Genomic DNA, 20,946 nt, shown 5'->3' with positions numbered 1-20,946 from the left:
CTTCTCTCCTTAAATTCTATTTTTTCAAGAACGGGGCGAACGCTTTACTATAACGCTCTTCAAACCCATTTTCAGTTTTCACTATCATAAAGACAGGAATATTTAGTTTATTTGCTACTTCTAACCCCTTTTCAGGCCCTAAAACATTCAATCCAGTAGAAAGGCCATCAGCACTCATGCAAGTGGGGACAATCACAGTAATAGAAACGAGGTTATGTTTAATAGGATGACCTGTAGTTGGATCAATAGTATGGGAATAGCGGATACCGTCTTCTTCAAAGTAGTTACGGTAATCACCAGAGGTTGCAATTGAATTATCACCTGGTTCAATAATTAACTGAACGCTCTGTTTTGTACCATCATTAGCTGGTTTCTCAATTGCTATACGCCAAAGCTTGTCATTACCATTTACACCTTGTGTTCTTACTTCACCACCAATATCAACCATATAGTTAGTGATATTCTGTGATATTAAATACTCAGCAACAGCATCAACACCATAGCCTTTAGCAATAGAAGAGAGATCGACATAAAGCTCAGGGATCTTCTTGATCAGTGTATTCCCTTCAATAGCTAAGTAATCAATGCCAATCCACTGTTTACGTTTTGCTAATTCATCTTCAGAAGGCTGGTGAGTAAATCGACCTTCTGGGCCAAATCCCCATAAATTTACTAAAGGTCCAACAGTCACATCTAAAGCACCATCCGTGATTTTATTAATACGAATGGCTTCACTCACTACTTTAGCGGTAGCAGGTGAAACAGGGAATGGTGTATTAATTTCACGACTTTGATTGAAACGACTCAATTCAGAATGAGGACGATATGTTGACATTTGATCGTTCACTTCTTCAAGAATACGATCGATCTCTGTTTGTAAGACGTTTTGTGGAGGTGAATTACTATCAGGAACATATTTAATCGAGTAATAAGTTCCCATTGTTTCGCCTTCTAATACCTGCTGTTTTTCACCACATGCAGACAATAGAACTAAAGCAGACAGCATCACTATCCAATTTATCATCTTTCTTTTTAACATAACTCTCTCTTCTGATCATGAGCGCCCACATAAGTGGGCGCTTGTCATTTCATTCATTTATGCTTAATGGGAGGTTAGGATCAACCGCCAAAGTCATCCAGCATAATGTTTTCATCTTCAACGCCTAAGTCTTTGAGCATTTTAATAACAGCTGCGTTCATTACTGGCGGTCCACACATATAGAATTCACAATCTTCTGGTGCTGGATGATTTTTGAGGTAATTCTCAAACAACACATTGTGAATAAATCCTGTATATCCTGTCCAGTTATCTTCAGGTAAGGCGTCTGAAAGTGCGACATTCCATGTGAAGTTTTCGTTTTCTCTTGCAAGCATATCGAAGTCTTCAGTGTAGAACATTTCACGTACAGAACGAGCACCATACCAGAAGCTGATTTTACGTTTAGAATGTAAGCGTTTTAACTGATCAAAAATATGTGAGCGCATTGGTGCCATACCTGCACCACCACCAATGAAGATCATCTCTGCATCAGTTTCTTTAGCGAAGAATTCACCAAATGGCCCTGAAATTGTCACTTTATCACCTGATTTTAATGACCAAATGTACGATGACATTATGCCTGGTGGCACATCAGGATTACGTGGTGGTGGTGTTGCAATACGCACGTTTAACATGATGATGCCATGCTCTTCAGGATAGTTTGCCATTGAGTAAGCACGTACTGTGGTTTCTTTTACATCAGAAACGTAGCGGAATAAGTTAAATTTATCCCAGTCTTCACGATACTCTTCAGGCACATCAAAATCTTCATAACGCACGGTATGAGGTGGGCATTCGATCTGAATAAATCCACCAGCACGGAAAGGTACAACTTCACCTTCAGGAATTTTTAATACTAATTCTTTAATGAAAGTTGCTTTGTTATCGTTTGAGATAACTTCACATTCCCATTTTTTAACACCAAAGATTTCTTCTGGTAATTCTAATTTCAGGTTGTTTTTTACGTTGACCTGACAGGCTAAACGACAACCCTCTTTAGCTTCACGCTTGTTAATATGCGAAAGTTCTGTTGGCAGAATATCACCGCCACCCTCTAGCACTTTAACGCGACACTGACCACAAGAGCCACCGCCACCACAAGCCGATGAAATAAAAATACCTTCGTTTGATAATACGTTTAGTAATTTATCACCTGCTGGTGCATTAAAGCTTTTGTCTGGGTCTCCATTGACCTCAACTGAAATATCCCCTGTATTGACCAGTTTTGATTTTGCGAACAAAATCAACGCTGTTAATACCAATACAATCAGGGTAAACATCACGACACCTAGAATAATTATATCCATGAGTTCTTCTCACCCTTTATAGCTGAACACCAGAGAAGGACATGAAACCTAATGCCATCAACCCTGTGGTGACAAAAGTAACGCCTAATCCTTTCATACCTGCCGGTACATCCGCGTACTTCATTTTCTCACGGATAGAAGCCAACAATACGATGGCTAACATCCAACCAATTCCAGAGCCGAAACCATAAACAATAGACTCACTAAAGTTATAGTCACGTTGTGCCATAAATGACACACCACCGAAAATGGCGCAGTTAACGGTAATAAGAGGCAAGAAGATCCCTAATGCGTTATACAGCGCAGGGAAATAACGGTCTAAAATCATCTCTAGGATTTGTACCAGTGCCGCTATCACGCCAATGAAAGTGATAAAGTTTAAGAAACTTAAATCGACACCTTCCATTAACGCATTATCACGTAACACATAGTTGTAAACCAAGTTATTCAATGGCACAGAAAGACCTAGAACAACGGTAACAGCGATACCTAATCCAAATGCCGTTTTTACGTTTTTAGATACAGCGAGGAATGTACACATCCCTAAGAAGAACGCGAGCGCCATATTCTCAATAAAAACAGCACGAACAAACAGGCTTATATAATGTTCCATGGCGATTAGTCCTCTTCAACCTGTGCAGGTTTTAATGTACGTAATCCCCAAATTAGCAAGCCAATGATAAAGAATGCACTTGGTGCTAACAGGAATAAACCGTTAGGCTGATACCAGCCACCATTCTGGATAGATTCCATCACGGTAATGCCAAATAATTTACCAGAACCGAAAAGTTCACGTAAAAATCCGACAAGGATCAAGATAGCGCCATACCCTAAGCCATTACCAATACCATCCATAAAACTTTCAATCGGTGGTGATTTCATTGCATAGGCTTCTGCTCGCCCCATAACAATACAGTTAGTAATGATAAGGCCAACGAAAACAGAAAGTTGCTTAGAGATTTCATACGCATAAGCTTGCAAAATTTGGTCAACAACGATAACTAATGAAGCAATAATCGCCATTTGAACAATAATACGAACGCTACTTGGTATGTAATTACGAATTAGTGAAATAAAGAAACTTGAGAATGCAGTAACCAGTGTTACAGCAATTGTCATCACGAATGCAGTTTCAAGTTTTGTTGTTACAGCCAGTGCAGAACACACACCCAATACCTGTAAAGCAATAGGGTTGTTATCTAACAATGGCCCAAGTAAAACGCGTTTAATTTCTTTTGTATCAGCCATTGATTTCTCCTTCACGTACTTTTTTCAGGAATGGGCCGAAACCTTTTTCACCTAACCAGAAGTCGAACATATGCTGGATGCCATTTGAGGTCAGTGTCGCACCAGAAAGTCCATCAATGCCATAAGGATTGCCAGAAGCAGCACCACTACGCACAATCTTGATAGCAGGTACGCCTTCTTCATTGATTAGACGCTTACCTTTCCATTGAGCTTTCCACTGAGGATTGTCAACCTCACCACCTAAGCCTGGTGTTTCACCATGAGCATAATAAGTAATACCTTTGGAGGTTACGCCATCAATATCAACCGCAATAAACGCATACATCACAGACCATAAGCCAGAACCATAAACAGGTAGAACGACTTCTGTAGTTTTGCCTTGTTCATCAAGCACAAAATACACTTCTGCAGTATTTGCACGTCGGCGAATTTTAGCTGCATCGTCTGCTGGTGATAATGCAATTGAAGTATCATCACTACGTAATGCAGCGTTTAAATCAAAATTGCCTTTGCTATCAGTCAGTTCACCTGTCTGGAAATTAACAATTTTTGCTTTAATACGAGTGTTGTATACTTTCAGTACATCTGTCGCACTCATTTTAGGTACGAGCAGACCCGCAACATCAAGAATATTACGTTGTTTATCAAGAAGCTTTTGTTCTTCTTGTTTAGACTTCAGTCCAACAGCCGCTCCAGCTACTACCACGGAACACACTAGACATAGAATAAATACAACGAGGAACGTTCTTGCGACGCTATCTTTGTTTTTCTCTTTAGCCACGAGCTATTCTCCGCTTAATATTCGCCTGAACAACCACGTAATCGAACAGTGGTGCAAATAAGTTTGCGAATAAGATTGCCAGCATCATACCTTCTGGGTAAGCCGGATTGACGACACGAATAAGCACAGCCATTACGCCAATCAAAATACCGTAAGCCCATTTACCTTTATCAGTAAACGATGCGGATACTGGATCTGTTGCCATAAACATCATACCGAAAGCAAAACCACCTAATACTAAGTGCCAGTGCCAAGGCATTGAGAAGAGAGGATTGGTGTCTGAACCGATAAAATTAAACAGGTATGACATTGCAATCATGCCCACCATTACCCCAGCAACAATACGCCATGAAGCAATGCGAGCAAAAAGAATGACAGCACCACCGATTAAAATCATCAGCGTTGAAACTTCACCGATAGACCCTGGAATATATCCAAGAAAAGCATCCATCCAAGAGATAGGTTGTTGAGTGGCGGTATTTAATAATGCACTTTCACCCGATACAGACCATTGTGACAATGGTGTTGCACCAGAAAAGCCGTCAGCCGCAGTCCAAACCAGATCACCTGAAATTTGAGCCGGATAAGCAAAAAACAGGAATGCACGACCTGCTAATGCTGGGTTTAAGAAGTTACGCCCTGTACCACCAAAGATTTCTTTTGCGATAACAACACCAAACGTAATACCTAATGCAGCCTGCCAAAGTGGTAATGTTGGCGGTACGATCAAGGCAAATAAGATTGATGTAACAAAGAAGCCTTCGTTAATTTCATGGCCACGAATAAAGGCAAAAAGAACTTCCCAAAATCCACCAACCGCAAAAACTACAAGATAAATAGGTAAAAAGTAAGTTGCACCAAGTAGCATCTTACTTGCCCATCCAGCATCTGTAGTTAATGATGCGCCGAGGAATTCAGCAAGGCGATAATGCCAATCTGAAGCAATGATTTGCTGTAATTCAGCACCACTGTATAACTGATTAAGTGCAGGGATCGCTTGATGACCGACGTTATACATCCCCCAAAACATTGCTGGGAAAACGGCTAACCAAACTAAGATCATCATACGTTTTAGGTCAATAGTGTCACGAACATGACCACCATTACTCGTCACTGTGCCCGGTGTATAAAATACCGTGGTCACAGCTTCATAAAGTACGTACCATTTTGCTAGTTTGCCACCGGGCTCAAAATGGTGCTCTACTTTTTCAAATAAATTTTTCAAACCCATGAGTTACCCTTCCTGCTCAATTTTGGTCAATACTTGGCGCAGTGCTGGGCCATACTCATATTTGCTTGGACAAACATAAGTACATAATCCCAAATCTTCTTCATCCAATTCCAAACAACCTAATGCTTGTGAACTGTCTGTATCACCTACAACTAAATCACGTAATAAATGCGTTGCCATAATGTCTAACGGCATAACACGCTCATAGTTACCAATTGGTACCATTGAACGTTCGCCACCATTCATTGAGGTTGTAAAAGCAAAGCGTTTATTTTTTAGGAAGTGACCGATAGTTGTACGTGTGATAGAAAATTTATCGCTACCCGGCATACCCCAACCAAATAACTCTTTATCACGACCTTCTCGTAATACAGAAACTTGATTATGGAAACGACCTAAATAGTGATGAGCCTCATCAGATTTCCATCCCCATAGTACAGAGCCAGAAATAATGCGGTTTTCATCATCAACTAATTGATCTTTGGTTAACTCATAGAGATCAGCCCCTAAACGAGTACGCACTAAACGCGGTGCTTTTACTTGAGGGCCAGCTAATGCAACAACACGTTCAGTGTATAAAGAACCTGTTGTAAACAAGTAACCAATAGCAATCACATCTTGGTAATTTAAATGCCAAACCATTTTCTTAGCACTGACAGGTTCTAAGAAATGAATGTGAGTGCCTACCAACCCTGCTGGATGAGGTCCAGAAAATTGGTTATAACTAATTTGTCCGTCATTCAATTTTGCTGGCGATTTTTCGCCATGACAAACATAGACCTTTCCTTCAGTTAATCGGGTTAAAATAACAAGGCCATCATTAAATGCCTTCTCATTTTGCTCAATAATAACCATAGGATCGGCTGCAAGTGGATTGGTATCCATTGCAGAAACAAAAATGGCAACAGGTGTTGTACCTAAATGTGGAGTACAACTGTAAGGACGAGTCCTTAACGCAGTCCACATGCCCGATTTAACAAGGTTGCTTTCAACCTGTTCACGGGTTAAATCTGACAACGTAGCGCTATCATAGCGGTTAAAGGTGATTTCTTCGTTGCCATCAATTTCTATCACTATAGATTGGAACACACGGCGTTCACCGCGGTTAATTTCAACGACTTTACCACAAGCTGGGCTGGTGAAAACAACACCGGCATTCTTTTTATCTTCAAAAAGAATTTGCCCTTTTTTTACATGCTCACCTTCCGAAACCATCATAGAAGGACGCATACCGACATATTCTTCACCTAGCAGTGCTACGCGTCGAATCGCGGGTCCGTCTTCTATCACTTGGGCAGGCGCTCCTGCAATTGGGAGGTCGAGTCCTTTTTTAATTTTAATCATAAGATTTGCACAAGTTTATCAGTTAAACCCTAAGCTACAAATTCACCCCGAAAATGTAGCGACTCTGTAATAAAAACATCTTAAGGTGTTTTTGAACCTTAAGTTATTTATCTCCGATAATTGTTACTATTTTCTCTTATTCTGCCGACCTGAATTTTATCATCTCAGCCTAAACCTGTCTGACTATTCGAGTGATTTAGCTCAAGCAAATGGGAATATTATTTTGACTGAAACGTTAACAACTCGTATAAACCGAATTAAAATATCATCTTTCTCGACGATCGCTTAAATTTCACACAGAATATTTTGTAATAGAAAAGAAACCATCTCAGATTTTAATTTACAAATTTATTGCTTCATAGCAATCTACGATCTACTTTATCAACAAATTTTAAGCTATTTTTCTGATAAAACCATGACCAGTCACGCAAAACAACTAATCAGTTTTTTAACATTAATGTTAACTTCTTTATTAGTTAACGCTGAAAACAGTTCAAAATTTCTAATGGAACCTGTTAAAAAAAGCACAGGACGGCCTATCTATATTCAGATTTTCAAAGAAGAAAGCTTACTTGAACTTTATACAGAAAAATTAGATGGGCAATTAGAAAAAGTACGTACTTACCCTATTTGTAGCTATTCTGGTGGGTTAGGCCCTAAAAAATTTCAAGGTGATTTAAAAAGTCCAGAAGGCTTTTATCAGGTTAATTTTTCACAATTAAACCCGAATAGTCGATTTTACCGAGCTATCAATCTAGGATTTCCTAATCAATACGACAAATCAAAAGGATACACTGGGGATTTTTTAATGATCCATGGAGCGTGTAAATCGGTTGGTTGTTATGCAATGACAGATTCAGTTATGGATGAAATTTATCAGTATGCTGAACTAGCCCTGAAAAATGGACAATCAGTGATCAACATTCATATTTTCCCATTTAAAATGACTAACGAAAATATGAAGAAACATCACTATTCAACGGACATCGATTTCTGGCAACAACTTATGCCCGCCTATCAATATGTCGAAGAGCGCAAACAGATCCCTTCTGTTACTGTTAAGGATGGACGCTATCTGGTTAATAACACCTCAATTGTACCAAATCAACCCACCCTTAATTTATCACAAAATAGTGAAAGCAAATGGCTACAGGATACGCACACCACGATCAAATAACACAAACTCCCCCACAGGAATACGCTGCCAAGACTCATTTCCAGTAAGTGGTAATGTTGAAATAACAGAAACAACATCATCTGATTGTGTATGTTGCTGAAAATCAATTTCTACATCTTGATCAAGTAGTTTTGCTTTTCCAAAAGGCGCTTTTCGCGTGATCCAATGTAAATTTGTTGAACAATACGCCATAACAAATCGCCCATCAGATAACAGCATATTAAAAACCCCTTTTTGCCTTAATTGAGAGGCTAAAGTAGAAATAAAGCGAAACACAGCCAGCCAATTAGCAGGTGTTCGTTTATAACGCTCTTCAAGTTGATTTAAGATCCAGCAAAATGCTTTTTCACTGTCTGTTTGACCGATGGCTCTAAAGCGCCCTGTTTCAAGAGATTGATAGCCTTTTAATTGACCATTATGTGCATAAGTCCAATTTTTACCCCATAATTCACGGGTAAAAGGATGTGTGTTCTCTAAAGAGACATTTCCTCGATTCGCCTGACGAATATGAGCAATGACAGCCTCAGATTTAATCGGATACTCTTGAACAAAGCGAGCGACAGGTGAAATAGCACTGGCTTGAGGATCTTTAAATGTGCGACACCCTAGTCCTTCATAAAAGGTAATTCCCCAACCATCTTTATGAGGCCCTGTTTTGCCCCCTCTTGGAATTAACCCACTTAGACTAAAATTAATATCTGTCGGTACATTTGCACTCATGCCTAATAATTCACACATCGCTCACTCCTTCTTGTCGATGTTTATTGCTGATTTATAGCAATAATGACTTACTTTTCCATTTCTTTTTCAATTAATTGGATCAGAATATGGATAACTTTGATATGGATCTCTTGAATGCGATCAGCATAACCAAAATGAGGAACGCGAATTTCAATATCCGCTGTACCATCCATTTTGCCACCGTCTTTGCCTGTTAGCGTAATGACTTTCATGCCTTTTTCACGCGCAGCACTAATCGCTTTAATAATATTGCCTGAGTTACCTGAAGTTGAGATACCCAGCAGAACATCACCTTCTCTACCTACAGCTTCAACATAACGTGAAAATACATATTCATAGCCAAAATCATTACTCACACATGAAATATGGCTTACATCAGAAATCGCAATGGCAGGATAACCAGGACGATTTTCACGGTAACGCCCTGTCAGCTCTTCAGCAAAATGCATTGCGTCACAATGAGAACCACCATTACCACAAGATAATACTTTGCCACCAGCTTTAAAAGAATCTGCTAATAATACAGCTGCTTTTTGAATAGCTTCAATGTTTGCATCATCTTGAAGAAAGCGAGAAAGGGTATCTGCTGCTTCTGTTAACTCACCACGGATAAGATCTTGGTACATAGGATTTTTACTCCAGAAAGGGTAATCGAAATTTTCTGTTTCTCAGTGTAACGGATCCAATGTCATGAAAGAAGATACTCATTACCGACAAATGCTAACTTCTCTCATTTACGAATAATTTGTGAGCTATATTGTAATTAGAATGTAAATATATTGATAAAAGTTGGTGACTAGATTAGATCTAAATAACAAACAACAGGTCTGACCTCTGATCTCTTGCTAAATACAGGAGTTTATTATGACACTACTCAGTATTGCACTTTTCATTATTCTTATAGGCATACTTAGTTATCGCAAATTTGGTATTGCGGTAAGTAGCCTTGTTCTCATTGCTTACACTTTTGTAATGGGTCTAGCTAATATTTGGAGTTACTGGCTACTCCTCCCCGTTGCATTGGTTTTATTACCCTTTACACTTCCGTCTATTCGTAAAGCCTATATTTCAGCTCCTGCACTTAAAGCATTTCAAAAAGTCATGCCTTCTATGTCTAAAACAGAACAAGAAGCCATTGATGCAGGTACAACATGGTGGGAAGGTGAGCTTTTCCGTGGTGCTCCTGATTGGAAGCAATTGCATAATTATCCAAAACCACAACTCACCGCTGAAGAGCAAGCGTTCCTTGATGGCCCAGTAGAAGAAGTTTGTCGTATGACAAATGATTTTGAAATCACTCATGAGTTGGCTGACTTACCACCTGAAATCTGGCAGTACCTAAAAGATAATCGCTTCTTTGCGATGATCATTAAAAAGGAGTACGGCGGATTAGAGTTTTCTGCCTATGCACAATCCCGTGTATTGCAAAAACTGGCTGGGGTATCTGGTATTTTAGCTATCACTGTTGGCGTACCTAACTCTTTAGGCCCTGGTGAACTTCTTCAGCATTATGGTACCGATGAGCAGAAAAAACGCTATTTGCCTGGTTTAGCCAAGGGAGATGAAATCCCTTGCTTTGCTTTAACCAGTCCTGAAGCTGGCTCTGATGCAGGTGCGATCCCAGACAGTGGTGTCGTTTGCATGGGAGAATGGCAAGGAGAGCAAATATTAGGTATTCGCTTAAATTGGAATAAACGCTATATCACCCTTGCACCTATCGCAACCGTATTAGGACTAGCGTTTAAATTGCGTGATCCTGAACATCTTTTAAGTAACGATGAAAATCCTGGTATTACCTGTGCATTAATTCCCACCGATGTAAAAGGCGTTGAAATTGGCCATCGCCATTTCCCATTAAACGTTCCGTTTATGAATGGGCCTACTCGCGGTAAAGATGTTTTTGTTCCTATTGATTACATTATTGGTGGGCCAAAAATGGCAGGGCAAGGCTGGAGAATGCTGGTGGAGTGCCTTTCTGTTGGTCGTGGCATTACTCTACCTTCAAACTCTACCGGTGGATTAAAAAGTGTAGCGATGGCAACCGGCGCTTATTCTCGTGTACGCCGTCAGTTCAAAATTCCTATTGGTAAAATGGAAGGTATCGAAGAGCCATTAGCACGTCTGGCTGGTAATGCTTATCTTTTAGATGCTGCCGCAACCTTAATTACCACGGGTATTATGTTAGGGGAAAAACCTGCCGTTTTATCTGCTATCGTCAAATACCATTGTACTCATAGAGCACAACGTGGCGTTATTGATGCAATGGATATTGTTGGTGGTAAAGGGATCTGCCTTGGAACTTCAAACTTTGTTGCCCGTTCTTATCAAGGTTCGCCTATTGCGATCACAGTTGAAGGTGCCAATATTTTAACACGTAGTATGATCATTTATGGTCAAGGTGCTATTCGTTGCCATCCTTATGTGTTAGATGAAATTGCCGCAGCACGTGATAGCAATCTACATGATTTTGACCGAGCCTTATTTGGCCATATTGGGCATGTTGCAAGTAACACCTTACGAAGCATTTGGTTAGGTATCACTAATGGCCGTTTAAGTACATCACCAACCAATGATGAAACACGTCGTTACTATCAGCAAATTAACCGCCTTAGTGCCAATATGGCTTTATTATCTGATGTTTCAATGGGTGTTTTAGGTGGAAGTTTAAAACGTCGTGAACGTATTTCTGCTCGTTTGGGTGATATTTTAAGCCATATCTTCCTCGCTTCTGCGGCCTTAAAACGCTATGAAGATGAAGGGCGCCATACTGCCGATTTACCATTAGTACATTGGAGTGTGAAAGAGTGTCTATACCAAGCTGAAAATGCAATTGATGAACTGTTACGTAATTTCCCGAGCCGAATGATTGCAGGTACTATGCGCGCTATTATTTTCCCTCTTGGTAAAGCGCAAAAACTGCCATCCGATAAACTAGACAGTAAAGTGGCTCAAATTATTCAACAACCATCTGAAACTCGCGATCGTATTGGTAGAGGCCAATTCTTAACACCTTGTGAACACAATCCACATGGTTTAATGGAAGAAGCGTTGCTTGATATTTTGGCAGCAGAACCTATTTTCGACCGTATTTGTCGCCTCTACGAGAAAAAATTCAGTTTTACTCAATTAGATAAGTTAGCAGATAAAGCGTTAGCGGATAAACGAGTGACTCCAGAAGAGGCTGATATTTTACGTAAAGCTGAACAAAGTCGCTTACGGAGTATCAATGTTGATGAGTTTGACTTTGATGCACTGGCGGTCCCCGCAAAAAAGCCTAAAACGAGTAATACCAAAACAGACAAAGCAGCCTAGTTTATTTATATAAGGGCACATCATCCGCCCAATAAAACAAAACACCTCATGACTTAATTAGTTATGAGGTGTTTTTATTTCAATCAAAGTGGGCTAATAAAAACGATTAATTAGAGATCCAACTCCAACGCTAATAATTCTTCTATGGTTTGGCGGCGTCGAATTAATCGAGAAGCCCCTTTTGTTATTAATACTTCTGGAATAAGAGGACGACTATTATAATTAGATGACATTGAAGCGCCGTAAGCCCCTGTATCATGAATAATTATGTAATCACCCACTTGAGTTTGAGGTAATAAACGAGGGGTAACAGTGCCACCTTCCTGCTGAGTAAAAACATCTCCCGATTCACAAAGCGGGCCTGCAACAATAGTTTCTTGTAATTCTGTCATTGGCTTTATTTGCCCATGATTATCTAAAACTGAAATTTGATGGTAACTTCCATACATCGCAGGACGCATTAAATCACTAAATCCGGCATCCACCAGCACATAGTGACGACTTCCCATCGATTTAACCGCCCTCACTTGAGAAACTAATACACCAGACTCAGCCACTAAGAAACGCCCCGGCTCGATTTCAAGCTCAATATCATGACCAAGATGTTGTGCAATACGTTGACGTGCTTTATCCCATAACGAAAAGTAGTGGGTTAAATCGACTGTTACATCACCTTCTTGATATGGCGTTGATAATCCTCCACCTGCTGAAATAGCATTAATATCAACTTTAGAGCTAAGCACTTGCTCAACCATTGCATCACATACACTAGCGAGATGTTGATAATCAACACCAGAACCAATATGCATATGAAAACCAACTAAAGTTAGGTTGTATTGTTGGATCACAGATAATGCTTCAGGGACATCATCGAACCAAATACCATGTTTACTATTTTCCCCCCCTGTATTGGTTTTTTGGCTATGCCCATGACCAAATCCAGGGTTAACTCTTATCCAAACAGCATGCCCTTGATTGCGTTCACCTAATTGACGAAGCATATCAATAGAACCTGCATTAACAGGAATATCTAACTCAATAACACGCTCAATAGTTCTTTCATCCAATAAATCAGCAGTAAAGACAATCTCGCTTTTTTCTCTACCACCTTGATAGCCTGCCACTAAAGCACGTTCGATTTCACCTAATGAAACCGAGTCTACTTTTACACCCTGCGCTTTCATTAAACGTAAGATATGAATGTTTGAGCAAGCCTTTTGAGCAAAGCGGACCACATCAAACGATTTTAGTTGAGCAATACGTTCAGAAATTGTATCGCCTTGATAAATCCATAATGGCGTTCCATACGTTTGTGCGAGTTGATATTGAGCCATAGTGATTGATGTTGTCATAATATTTACTCATAAAAGTCACCGGTGAATAAAATGATTATTAATTAACTTGAAAAGGAATAAAAATATCAAATAAGCTACACTCTATTCATTTTTGATATAGGAATAATAAATGAAAGCTCCTTTTAACTGGCGACATATTGAGATATTTCATGCTGTAATGACGACACAAAATCTCACTGAAGCGGCTGAATTACTGAAAACTTCGCAACCTACTGTAAGTCGAGAGTTATCACGTCTTGAACATCTATTATCATTTAAGTTATTTGATAGGATAAAAGGCCGACTTCAGCCCACGGCAGAAGGATTACGCTTTTTTGAAGAAGTACAACGCTCTTATTATGGTTTAGATAGGATCATTAATGTTGCTGAAAGTATTCGTCATTTTCGACAAGCTGAACTAAATATCACTTGTTTACCTGCATTTGCTCAATCATTGCTACCTTCCATTTGTCGTCAATTTATTGCTCAACATCCTGATGTCAATTTAACTATCGTTCCTCAAGAATCACCATTATTAGAAGAGTGGCTATCTGCTCAACATTATGATTTGGGCTTAACAGAACACACGCAAACACCAGCAGGAACTCAACAAGAAACACTGTTAACACTCAATGAAGTTGCCGTTTTACCTAAGTCACATCCATTGTGTCAAAAAGCATTGTTACACCCGTCTGATTTTCAGAACGAGCGCTTTATCAGCTTATCTGTTAATGATCCTTATCGACAGCTCATTGATGCCGTTTTTATTCAAGAAGGAATAACGCGACAATTAATCATGGAAACACAAAGTGCTGCATCTATTTGCGCCATGGTCAGTGAAAATATCGGTATTTCAATTGTTAATCCTATTACTGCTCTTGATTACCTCAATAAAACACTTTGTATTCGCCCTTTAAGCTTTACAATCCCCTTTACTATAAGTTTAATTTGCCCATCTCATCGCCCATCATCACAACTGGTTTCCTATTTTATTGATGTAATGAAAAGTACATTAGCGGATTACCCTGAACGCTTAAAGCTCGCTTTTACCCGATAAACCAAGCCAATGCGGAGAGGATGAAAACCATTCAACAAGAAAATCGAGCAATACACGTACTGCTGCTGGCATATTTTGCCGACTCGCTAAAACAGCATAAATCCCCATAGGTTGAGCTTGATAGTCAGCTAAAACGTGTTCTAACTCTCCACTTTCAAGATAAGGTTTTGCTGAATAATAAGGCTGTAATGATATCCCTGCTCCTTTTAATGTGGCTTGCAATAAAACAACGGATTCATTGGCACTCAAATTACCACCAACGGGCACAGAATAACGTTTATCCTCTAAATTGAACTCCCATAAACTACGCCCAAAAAAACGATAAGTTAAACACTGATGTTGAGCGAGATCATCCGGTGTTTTCGGTATTCCTTTTTTTACTAAATAATCTTTGTGAGCACATACTACAGAAAGGCATGTTGCCAGCGGTCGTGCAATTAAATTAGGCTCAAGATGATTAGTAATACGCAAAGCAATATCAATGCGCTCTTCCACCAAATTCACCGTTTGATTAGTAATTTGTAAATCGACGGCAATTAAAGGGTAACGTTGCATAAACTCACAGATTGCAACAGATAAAATGCTATTTGCTAACGATTGTGAACTGGTTATACGAACAAGCCCACTAATTTGATGGCGCTCCTTAGGAATATTGGCGGGGATACGTTCTGCCATTTCTAATAATTGTAAGCTCTGTTCATAAACCATCTCACCAACAGATGTTAAGCTCTGTTTACGTGTCGTTCTATGTAATAAACGAACACCCGCCCATTCCTCCATTTCATTTAAATAACGAGTTACCATGGCTCTAGACATACCTAGATAATCAGCAGCTTTTATCATGCTACCTTGCTTTACAATGGTCACAAAAACTTCTGATGCTTTTATTTTATCCATTTTATTTGCTCGATTTACGCAACAATTAATTGCCTGAAATGAGGTTTTTCTCTTGTTTTATGCAACATATTATAGTCAGCAACAACATTATGGAGAAAACAAAAGATGAAAAAATTACTTCCTTTAACACTTGCAACAACCGCCTTCTTCGCAACGTCAGCACTAGCCACTGAATTAACATTAGATATCTATAATCCTGGAGAGGCGAGTGTTTTCCCTGTTTCTTCTGAAATTATTTATGGTGATAAAGATGCTGTTTTAATTGATGCACAATTTCAAAAAAATGATGCACAAGCCTTAGTTGATAAGATCAAAGCTTCTGGAAAAAACCTGACTTATATCTATATCAGCCATTCAGATCCTGATTTTTATTTTGGATTAGATGTTATTACTGATGCGTTTCCAAATGCTAAAGTGATTGCAACTGCACCCACAATCAATGCTATCAACGAAACCCAAGCAGGAAAACTTGCCTACTGGGGGCCAGTACTTAAAGAAAATGCCCCTAAAAAAATCATCATTCCTGAAGTGGTAACAGGCGATAGTTTTTCTATTGAAGGAGAGACTATTTCTATCAAAGGATTAGATAGTCAATCTCCAGATAGAACATATCTTTATGTTCCAAAACTGAATGCAGTGATGGGGGGAGTTTTAGTTTCTGAAAATATTCATGTCTGGTTAGCAGATACTCAAACTGTTGCAGAGCGCCAACATTGGGTTAAAGCATTGCAACAAATAAAATCACTCTCACCAAAAACCGTTATTCCAGGTCACTATTTACCTGAAGCAACATATAGTCTACAAGCAGTTGACTTTACGATGAATTACCTAATTGAGGCTGAGAAAAATCTTGAAAAGACAAAAAATTCAGATGAATTTATTGCAGTGATGGAAAAAACTCATCAGAATTTAGCAGATAAATCAAGCCTAGAGCTCAGTGCAAAAGTACTTAAAGGAGAGATGCAATGGCCTCAGTAACAAGCAGTACAGGTAATACTCAAAGTACTAAAATATTGCACTATGTTTATGATCCTCTTTGTGGTTGGTGTTATGGCATTGCTCCCTTAATTGAAGTAGTGAGCAATATATTTCCTGATGCTATCAGGTTACATGGTGGTGGTTTGTTTACACCAGCAAGAGCCGTAACTGGTGGTCAATCATGGAAAGAACACGTCACACCAATTGATGAACGTATTAGCCAGTTATCAGGTCAAGTTTTTAGTCATGCATACCGTGACGCTCTTGGTAACACAGAAATGGTACTAAACTCTTTGTTACCTATTTCAGCTATTCTTGTCGCTCAAATAATGGGAAAACGTGACGTTTATTTATTAAAAGCATTACAAGAAGCCTATTACCTTGACGGCCTAAATATCAGTGATAAAAACACACTGTTATTTATTGTAAAAAAGCTAGGCTTTGATGTTGAACAGTTTGCATTTTTACTGTCTGAAATTAATGAAGCACAAACTCAACAACATTTAAGTCAAACACAGCAATTAATGAGTCAAGTTAATGGTCGTGGTTTTCCGACGCTATTTATTGAAGATGCACAAGGTTATCACCTAATACCAGTTGAAAAATATTTAGGTGATACAAAACGTTGGCAACAATTTATAACAGAAAATCTATAATCGATTTTACAGTGTGCTGATTTACTTATGTATTTCTGCACACTACCTTCTTTATTATTCAAGACATTACCCATTTTAAATATTGTAAATATAAAATTATCAATAAACTAAAAATAGAAACTAAGCACCATTAGTGTCGAAAAAGATAAACAAGAGCCAAATGCGACTTTGTTTAAATATTCTTTTGTGGTTATTAATACTATGCAATACACACAAAGCCCTAACAAAGAAGCACCTAAAAGAATATAAGGTAATTTTTCAAACCCACACCATGCGCCGATTGCACCAAACAATTTCACATCACCAAAACCCAATACACATTTTTGATAAATAAAATATCCCCATAAATAAACACCATAAAAAAGCCCTGTTCCCATTAAAAAACCATAAAAAGCATGATGAAAAAGAGCCAGTCCATATGTAGTGTAATTTATTGACAATCCTAAAAATAACAACCAAAAAGTTAAATCATTAGGCAGCAAGAAATAGTCAGCATCAAAAACAGAAAGCGTTAATAAATAAAAAGTTAACATTGAAAATATTATCAATAAAGATAATGAATTAATTGCAGTCACCCAATAAAGAAAAATAACAAAATAACTAAAAATAAGCTGATAACGCCGAGATTTAGGTAACAAAGATAATAATGAATAAAATGTACAAATTTTAATTGCCATGAAAAAACAACTAAGAAAAGAGAGCAAGAAATCACGTTTAAAGAGAAAACCAATAAAACTCATAAATATCAATCCTTTGTTTTTCAAAACTCCTATTAGCTAACTGTATAAGAGAATAAATCGAACACCGAGAATTTCTTTTATAATCACCCTAAAAATATGAAGTTTTGAGACAAAACTCGCAAGAAAATTCACGCTATAATAACGACAAAAGTAAAGTGATAACTTGCATGCCATAATGTCATGCGTATGATGCATATCACATATTTTATTTATCACGGTTAACCATCTTTTACGTAAGGGTTTCACGTTATGCGTATTCCTCGCATTTATCATCCAGAACCACTCATAACAGGCACACAAACAACATTAGATGACGAAGCATCTAATCATGTTGGGCGTGTATTAAGAATGTCTACAGGACAAAAACTGGCATTGTTTGATGGTTCAAACCAAGTGTTTGATGCTGAAATCATTGAAAGCACAAAAAAATCAGTCACAGTGCAAGTAAATGAAGGCATTGTTGATGATAAAGAATCCCCTCTCGATCTCCATTTAGGGCAAGTATTGTCTAGAGGTGAGAAAATGGAGTTTACTATTCAAAAATCAGTAGAGTTAGGTGTAAATACAATTACACCACTGATCTCAGAACGCTGCGGTGTTAAACTAGATCCAAGCCGTTTAGAGAAAAAACATCAACAATGGCAAAAAATTATTATCTCGGCATGTGAACAGTGTGGTAGAAATACGCTTCCACAATTGATGCCAGTGATGTCATTAGAAGAATGGTGCGCTCAAACTGATGATAGTTTAAAACTCAATTTACACCCTAGAGCAAACCAAAGTATTAATACCTTACCCTTACCTGTTAAAAAAGTGCGCTTATTGATTGGCCCTGAAGGTGGGCTTTCCCCCGAAGAAATTGCCATGACAACAGAGCACCATTTTACTGATATTTTATTAGGTCCTCGTGTATTAAGAACTGAAACAACAGCGCTCACCGCAATCACCGCTTTGCAGGTTCGGTTCGGCGATCTGGGATAAAGGAGAAGTAATGATTAAATTAGGTATTGTGATGGATCCAATTTCATCCATCAAAATCAAAAAAGACACCAGCTTTGCCATGCTATTAGAAGCACAGCGCCGTGGTTGGGAAATTCATTATATGGAAATGAACGATCTTTACCTACACCAAGGTGAAGCACGCGCTCATACTCGTTTACTCAGCGTAGAAGAAAACCCAGAAAAATGGTTTGAATTTGGTCAAGAGCAGGATATTGCTTTAGGTGAACTTGATACTATTTTAATGCGTAAAGATCCGCCTTTTGATACCGAGTTCATCTACGCAACCTATATTTTAGAGCGCGCAGAAGATATGGGAACACTCATTGTTAATAAGCCACAAAGCTTGCGTGACTGTAACGAAAAACTCTTTACAGCATGGTTCCCAACTTTAACACCAGATACCTTAGTTACCCGTGAAGCTAAACATTTACGTGCCTTTCATGAAAAACATGGCGATGTGATCTTCAAACCATTAGACGGTATGGGTGGCGCATCTATTTTCCGCTTGAAAAAAGACGATCCTAACGTAGGTGTTATTATCGAAACACTCACAGACCATGGTCATCGTTTCTGTATGGCGCAAAACTTCTTACCTGAAATTGTTGATGGTGATAAGCGCATTCTTGTTGTAGACGGCGAACCTGTACCTTATTGCTTAGCACGTATTCCTGCAAAAGGGGAAACTCGTGGCAATTTAGCGGCTGGTGGTCGCGGTGAAGCTCGTCCATTAACAGAAAGTGATTGGGCAATTGCACGTCAAGTCGCACCTATCCTCAAGCAAAAAGGCCTTATTTTTGTAGGCTTAGATGTTATTGGCGATCGCTTGACTGAAATTAACGTCACAAGCCCAACTTGTGCGCGTGAAATTGAAGCAGCGTATCCTGATGTGTCTGTAACAGGCATGCTAATGGATGCAATTGAAGTACGCCTAAACAAGAAAAACTAACTTTTAATCACTCTCGCTAAAGGGTTTAAAAGTCTGAACCTAGCCCCTACATATAAATAAGTGGTGTACATTAAGAAATACAATGTATAAAAGGGCTAGGTTTTTTACTAAAAATGATCAGGGAACAGTATTACTATTATGAATTTACTTAACCATTTTCTTATTGCTATGCCTTCATTGAGCGATCCGTTATTTGAGCGTTCGGTCGTCTATGTTTGCGAACATAATGAAAACGGTGCGATGGGCTTAATTATTAATAAACCTATCGAAGATATCTCAGTGGAAGGCGTATTAGATCAGCTGGAAATTTTTTCAACAGACAGAGATGAAGCGATTAGCTTACAAAAACCTGTGATGTCAGGAGGCCCTGTTGCAGAAGAACATGGTTTTATCTTACATACTCCGGTGTCGGGTTTTAGCTCTAGCATAAAAATCAGTGATAGCACCATGATCACAACATCTAAAGATGTATTAGAAACCTTAGGCACAGCAAGACAACCAGAAAAAACATTGGTCTCTTTAGGTTATTCCAGTTGGGAACAAGGCCAATTAGAAAAAGAGATTTTAGAAAATAGTTGGCTTACAGTTGAAGCTTCGCCTCAAATTATTTTTGATACCCCCATTGCTGAACGTTGGCATAAAGCTGCTGAATTAATTGGGATTAATATCCATACTATTTCGCCTATAGCGGGTCACGCATAATGTCAAACAGAACTGTAATGGGCTTTGATTTTGGCACTAAAAGTATTGGTGCAGCTATTGGTCAAGAAGTCACAGGAACTGCTAGACCTTTAGCTTCATTTAAAGCCAAAGACGGCATTCCTGATTGGTCTCAGATCGAAAAAATCATAAAAGAATGGCAACCTGATTTAGTCATTGTGGGTTTACCTCTTAATATGGATGGCACGGAACAATTAGTCACAACACAAGCTAAAAAGTTTGCTAATCGCCTCCATGGTCGATTTGGTGTACAAATTGCCTTGCATGATGAACGCCTTAGTACCGTTGAGGCTCGAGCTCACCTTTTTGAGCGTGGTGGTTATCGTTCATTAGATAAAGGCAGTGTGGATGCAACATCTGCCGTTATTATTCTTGAAAGCTGGTTTGAACAGCAATGCTAACAAATACCTGTCATGTAAAACGACTATTCTTATTA

At 38.8% G+C, this 20,946-nt stretch carries 21 protein-coding genes; 9 read left to right on the top strand and 12 right to left on the bottom strand.

Annotated elements, in window-relative coordinates; all coding sequences use genetic code 11:
• Positions 1 to 16 precede the first annotated feature (16 nt).
• The 7 genes from LG402_RS04860 to LG402_RS04830 all read right to left on the bottom strand — a co-directional run bounded on the left by LG402_RS04860 (position 17) and on the right by LG402_RS04830 (position 6,950).
• A complete protein-coding gene (locus LG402_RS04860; protein ID WP_166540986.1) occupies positions 17 to 1,039 on the bottom strand; it encodes an FAD:protein FMN transferase in 1,023 nt (340 codons plus the stop codon).
• An 80-nt stretch (positions 1,040 to 1,119) separates the two neighbouring features.
• Positions 1,120 to 2,346: an NADH:ubiquinone reductase (Na(+)-transporting) subunit F gene (gene nqrF, locus LG402_RS04855; RefSeq protein ID WP_227336533.1), complete on the bottom strand. Its 1,227-nt coding sequence runs from the start codon at positions 2,344 to 2,346 to the stop codon at positions 1,120 to 1,122.
• 16 nt (positions 2,347 to 2,362) lie between these two features.
• The gene (nqrE, locus tag LG402_RS04850) at positions 2,363 to 2,959 is read right to left on the bottom strand and encodes an NADH:ubiquinone reductase (Na(+)-transporting) subunit E (protein ID WP_006534792.1); all 597 of its coding nucleotides are present in this window, start codon (positions 2,957 to 2,959) and stop codon (positions 2,363 to 2,365) included.
• Between the two features lie 5 nt (positions 2,960 to 2,964).
• Positions 2,965 to 3,594 carry an NADH:ubiquinone reductase (Na(+)-transporting) subunit D gene (locus tag LG402_RS04845; protein ID WP_072070899.1) on the bottom strand — a complete coding sequence of 210 codons (630 nt, stop codon included), beginning with the start codon at positions 3,592 to 3,594 and terminating at the stop codon, positions 2,965 to 2,967.
• Entirely contained in the window at positions 3,587 to 4,375 is a 789-nt protein-coding gene (locus tag LG402_RS04840; protein WP_166540988.1) for a Na(+)-translocating NADH-quinone reductase subunit C, read from the bottom strand. Before LG402_RS04840 ends, LG402_RS04845 begins: the two co-directional genes overlap by 8 nt.
• Complete coding sequence (locus LG402_RS04835) at positions 4,368 to 5,606, bottom strand: NADH:ubiquinone reductase (Na(+)-transporting) subunit B (protein ID WP_227336532.1); 1,239 nt, start codon at positions 5,604 to 5,606, stop codon at positions 4,368 to 4,370. The genes LG402_RS04840 and LG402_RS04835 overlap by 8 nt, the downstream gene beginning before the upstream one ends.
• A gap of 3 nt (positions 5,607 to 5,609) precedes the next feature.
• A complete protein-coding gene (locus LG402_RS04830; protein WP_166540989.1) occupies positions 5,610 to 6,950 on the bottom strand; it encodes a Na(+)-translocating NADH-quinone reductase subunit A in 1,341 nt (446 codons plus the stop codon).
• A 415-nt stretch (positions 6,951 to 7,365) separates the two neighbouring features.
• Between LG402_RS04830 and LG402_RS04825 the strand changes: the two genes are divergently transcribed.
• Positions 7,366 to 8,127: a L,D-transpeptidase family protein gene (locus LG402_RS04825; protein ID WP_109409447.1), complete on the top strand. Its 762-nt coding sequence runs from the start codon at positions 7,366 to 7,368 to the stop codon at positions 8,125 to 8,127.
• Here LG402_RS04825 and LG402_RS04820 read toward each other — a convergent pair.
• Both LG402_RS04820 and lpcA read right to left on the bottom strand, forming a co-directional pair.
• A complete protein-coding gene (locus tag LG402_RS04820; protein ID WP_166540990.1) occupies positions 8,098 to 8,865 on the bottom strand; it encodes a class II glutamine amidotransferase in 768 nt (255 codons plus the stop codon). The two genes, LG402_RS04825 and LG402_RS04820, sit on opposite strands and share 30 nt — an antisense overlap.
• Positions 8,866 to 8,915: 50 nt before the next feature.
• Entirely contained in the window at positions 8,916 to 9,494 is a 579-nt protein-coding gene (gene lpcA, locus LG402_RS04815; RefSeq protein ID WP_072070905.1) for a D-sedoheptulose 7-phosphate isomerase, read from the bottom strand.
• A gap of 238 nt (positions 9,495 to 9,732) precedes the next feature.
• Between lpcA and fadE the strand changes: the two genes are divergently transcribed.
• Positions 9,733 to 12,180 (top strand): acyl-CoA dehydrogenase FadE, encoded by a 2,448-nt coding sequence (fadE, locus tag LG402_RS04810; RefSeq protein ID WP_166540991.1) that lies wholly within the window; start codon positions 9,733 to 9,735, stop codon positions 12,178 to 12,180.
• 110 nt (positions 12,181 to 12,290) lie between these two features.
• On the opposite strand, the gene lysA is transcribed toward fadE, so the two are convergent.
• The gene (gene lysA / locus LG402_RS04805; RefSeq protein ID WP_166540992.1) at positions 12,291 to 13,532 is read right to left on the bottom strand and encodes a diaminopimelate decarboxylase; all 1,242 of its coding nucleotides are present in this window, start codon (positions 13,530 to 13,532) and stop codon (positions 12,291 to 12,293) included.
• 112 nt (positions 13,533 to 13,644) lie between these two features.
• On the opposite strand from lysA, the gene LG402_RS04800 reads away from it, so the two are divergent.
• Positions 13,645 to 14,571 carry a LysR family transcriptional regulator gene (locus LG402_RS04800; RefSeq protein ID WP_166540993.1) on the top strand — a complete coding sequence of 309 codons (927 nt, stop codon included), beginning with the start codon at positions 13,645 to 13,647 and terminating at the stop codon, positions 14,569 to 14,571.
• On the opposite strand, the gene LG402_RS04795 is transcribed toward LG402_RS04800, so the two are convergent.
• A complete protein-coding gene (locus LG402_RS04795) occupies positions 14,548 to 15,468 on the bottom strand; it encodes a LysR family transcriptional regulator (protein ID WP_109409442.1) in 921 nt (306 codons plus the stop codon). The genes LG402_RS04800 and LG402_RS04795 overlap by 24 nt on opposite strands.
• Before the next feature lie 105 nt (positions 15,469 to 15,573).
• Between LG402_RS04795 and LG402_RS04790 the strand changes: the two genes are divergently transcribed.
• Positions 15,574 to 16,446: an MBL fold metallo-hydrolase gene (locus tag LG402_RS04790; RefSeq protein ID WP_109409441.1), complete on the top strand. Its 873-nt coding sequence runs from the start codon at positions 15,574 to 15,576 to the stop codon at positions 16,444 to 16,446.
• Positions 16,434 to 17,102, top strand: coding sequence for a DsbA family protein (locus LG402_RS04785; protein ID WP_166540995.1), 669 nt, complete (start codon positions 16,434 to 16,436; stop codon positions 17,100 to 17,102). Before LG402_RS04790 ends, LG402_RS04785 begins: the two co-directional genes overlap by 13 nt.
• 107 nt (positions 17,103 to 17,209) lie before the next feature.
• Here LG402_RS04785 and LG402_RS04780 read toward each other — a convergent pair whose 3' ends face one another.
• Positions 17,210 to 17,842: an A24 family peptidase gene (locus LG402_RS04780; RefSeq protein WP_227336531.1), complete on the bottom strand. Its 633-nt coding sequence runs from the start codon at positions 17,840 to 17,842 to the stop codon at positions 17,210 to 17,212.
• A 249-nt stretch (positions 17,843 to 18,091) separates the two neighbouring features.
• On the opposite strand from LG402_RS04780, the gene rsmE reads away from it, so the two are divergent.
• The 4 genes from rsmE (at position 18,092) to ruvX (ending at position 20,911) form a co-directional block, all read left to right on the top strand.
• Positions 18,092 to 18,823: a 16S rRNA (uracil(1498)-N(3))-methyltransferase gene (gene rsmE, locus LG402_RS04775; protein ID WP_227336530.1), complete on the top strand. Its 732-nt coding sequence runs from the start codon at positions 18,092 to 18,094 to the stop codon at positions 18,821 to 18,823.
• Positions 18,824 to 18,833: 10 nt separating this feature from the next.
• Positions 18,834 to 19,790, top strand: a complete 957-nt coding sequence (gene gshB, locus LG402_RS04770) for a glutathione synthase (RefSeq protein ID WP_072071100.1) — start codon at positions 18,834 to 18,836, stop codon at positions 19,788 to 19,790.
• Between the two features lie 138 nt (positions 19,791 to 19,928).
• Entirely contained in the window at positions 19,929 to 20,492 is a 564-nt protein-coding gene (locus LG402_RS04765) for a YqgE/AlgH family protein (protein ID WP_023581015.1), read from the top strand.
• Positions 20,492 to 20,911 carry a Holliday junction resolvase RuvX gene (gene ruvX, locus LG402_RS04760; protein ID WP_109409436.1) on the top strand — a complete coding sequence of 140 codons (420 nt, stop codon included), beginning with the start codon at positions 20,492 to 20,494 and terminating at the stop codon, positions 20,909 to 20,911. Before LG402_RS04765 ends, ruvX begins: the two co-directional genes overlap by 1 nt.
• The last annotated feature ends 35 nt before the right edge of the window (positions 20,912 to 20,946 follow it).

Source organism: Proteus sp. NMG38-2 (assembly GCF_020640995.1).
Classification (GTDB): Bacteria; Pseudomonadota; Gammaproteobacteria; order Enterobacterales; family Enterobacteriaceae; genus Proteus.
The sequence above is the reverse complement of the archived record's forward strand: the minus strand, read 5'-3'. Positions and strand labels throughout refer to the sequence as shown.

Bases quoted from the DNA above. Each gene is read 5' to 3' on its own strand.
- LG402_RS04765 (WP_023581015.1), top strand. From the start codon at position 19,929: ATGAATTTACTTAACCATTTTCTTATTGCTATGCCTTCATTGAGCGAT.
- LG402_RS04780 (WP_227336531.1), bottom strand. From the start codon at position 17,842: ATGAGTTTTATTGGTTTTCTCTTTAAACGTGATTTCTTGCTCTCTTTT.
- fadE (WP_166540991.1), top strand. From the start codon at position 9,733: ATGACACTACTCAGTATTGCACTTTTCATTATTCTTATAGGCATACTT.
- LG402_RS04790 (WP_109409441.1), top strand. From the start codon at position 15,574: ATGAAAAAATTACTTCCTTTAACACTTGCAACAACCGCCTTCTTCGCA.
- rsmE (WP_227336530.1), top strand. From the start codon at position 18,092: ATGCGTATTCCTCGCATTTATCATCCAGAACCACTCATAACAGGCACA.
- gshB (WP_072071100.1), top strand. From the start codon at position 18,834: ATGATTAAATTAGGTATTGTGATGGATCCAATTTCATCCATCAAAATC.
- LG402_RS04820 (WP_166540990.1), bottom strand. From the start codon at position 8,865: ATGTGTGAATTATTAGGCATGAGTGCAAATGTACCGACAGATATTAAT.
- LG402_RS04785 (WP_166540995.1), top strand. From the start codon at position 16,434: ATGGCCTCAGTAACAAGCAGTACAGGTAATACTCAAAGTACTAAAATA.
- LG402_RS04845 (WP_072070899.1), bottom strand. From the start codon at position 3,594: ATGGCTGATACAAAAGAAATTAAACGCGTTTTACTTGGGCCATTGTTA.
- LG402_RS04860 (WP_166540986.1), bottom strand. From the start codon at position 1,039: ATGTTAAAAAGAAAGATGATAAATTGGATAGTGATGCTGTCTGCTTTA.
- LG402_RS04800 (WP_166540993.1), top strand. From the start codon at position 13,645: ATGAAAGCTCCTTTTAACTGGCGACATATTGAGATATTTCATGCTGTA.
- nqrF (WP_227336533.1), bottom strand. From the start codon at position 2,346: ATGGATATAATTATTCTAGGTGTCGTGATGTTTACCCTGATTGTATTG.
- LG402_RS04830 (WP_166540989.1), bottom strand. From the start codon at position 6,950: ATGATTAAAATTAAAAAAGGACTCGACCTCCCAATTGCAGGAGCGCCT.
- nqrE (WP_006534792.1), bottom strand. From the start codon at position 2,959: ATGGAACATTATATAAGCCTGTTTGTTCGTGCTGTTTTTATTGAGAAT.
- lpcA (WP_072070905.1), bottom strand. From the start codon at position 9,494: ATGTACCAAGATCTTATCCGTGGTGAGTTAACAGAAGCAGCAGATACC.
- ruvX (WP_109409436.1), top strand. From the start codon at position 20,492: ATGTCAAACAGAACTGTAATGGGCTTTGATTTTGGCACTAAAAGTATT.
- LG402_RS04825 (WP_109409447.1), top strand. From the start codon at position 7,366: ATGACCAGTCACGCAAAACAACTAATCAGTTTTTTAACATTAATGTTA.
- lysA (WP_166540992.1), bottom strand. From the start codon at position 13,532: ATGACAACATCAATCACTATGGCTCAATATCAACTCGCACAAACGTAT.
- LG402_RS04835 (WP_227336532.1), bottom strand. From the start codon at position 5,606: ATGGGTTTGAAAAATTTATTTGAAAAAGTAGAGCACCATTTTGAGCCC.
- LG402_RS04795 (WP_109409442.1), bottom strand. From the start codon at position 15,468: ATGGATAAAATAAAAGCATCAGAAGTTTTTGTGACCATTGTAAAGCAA.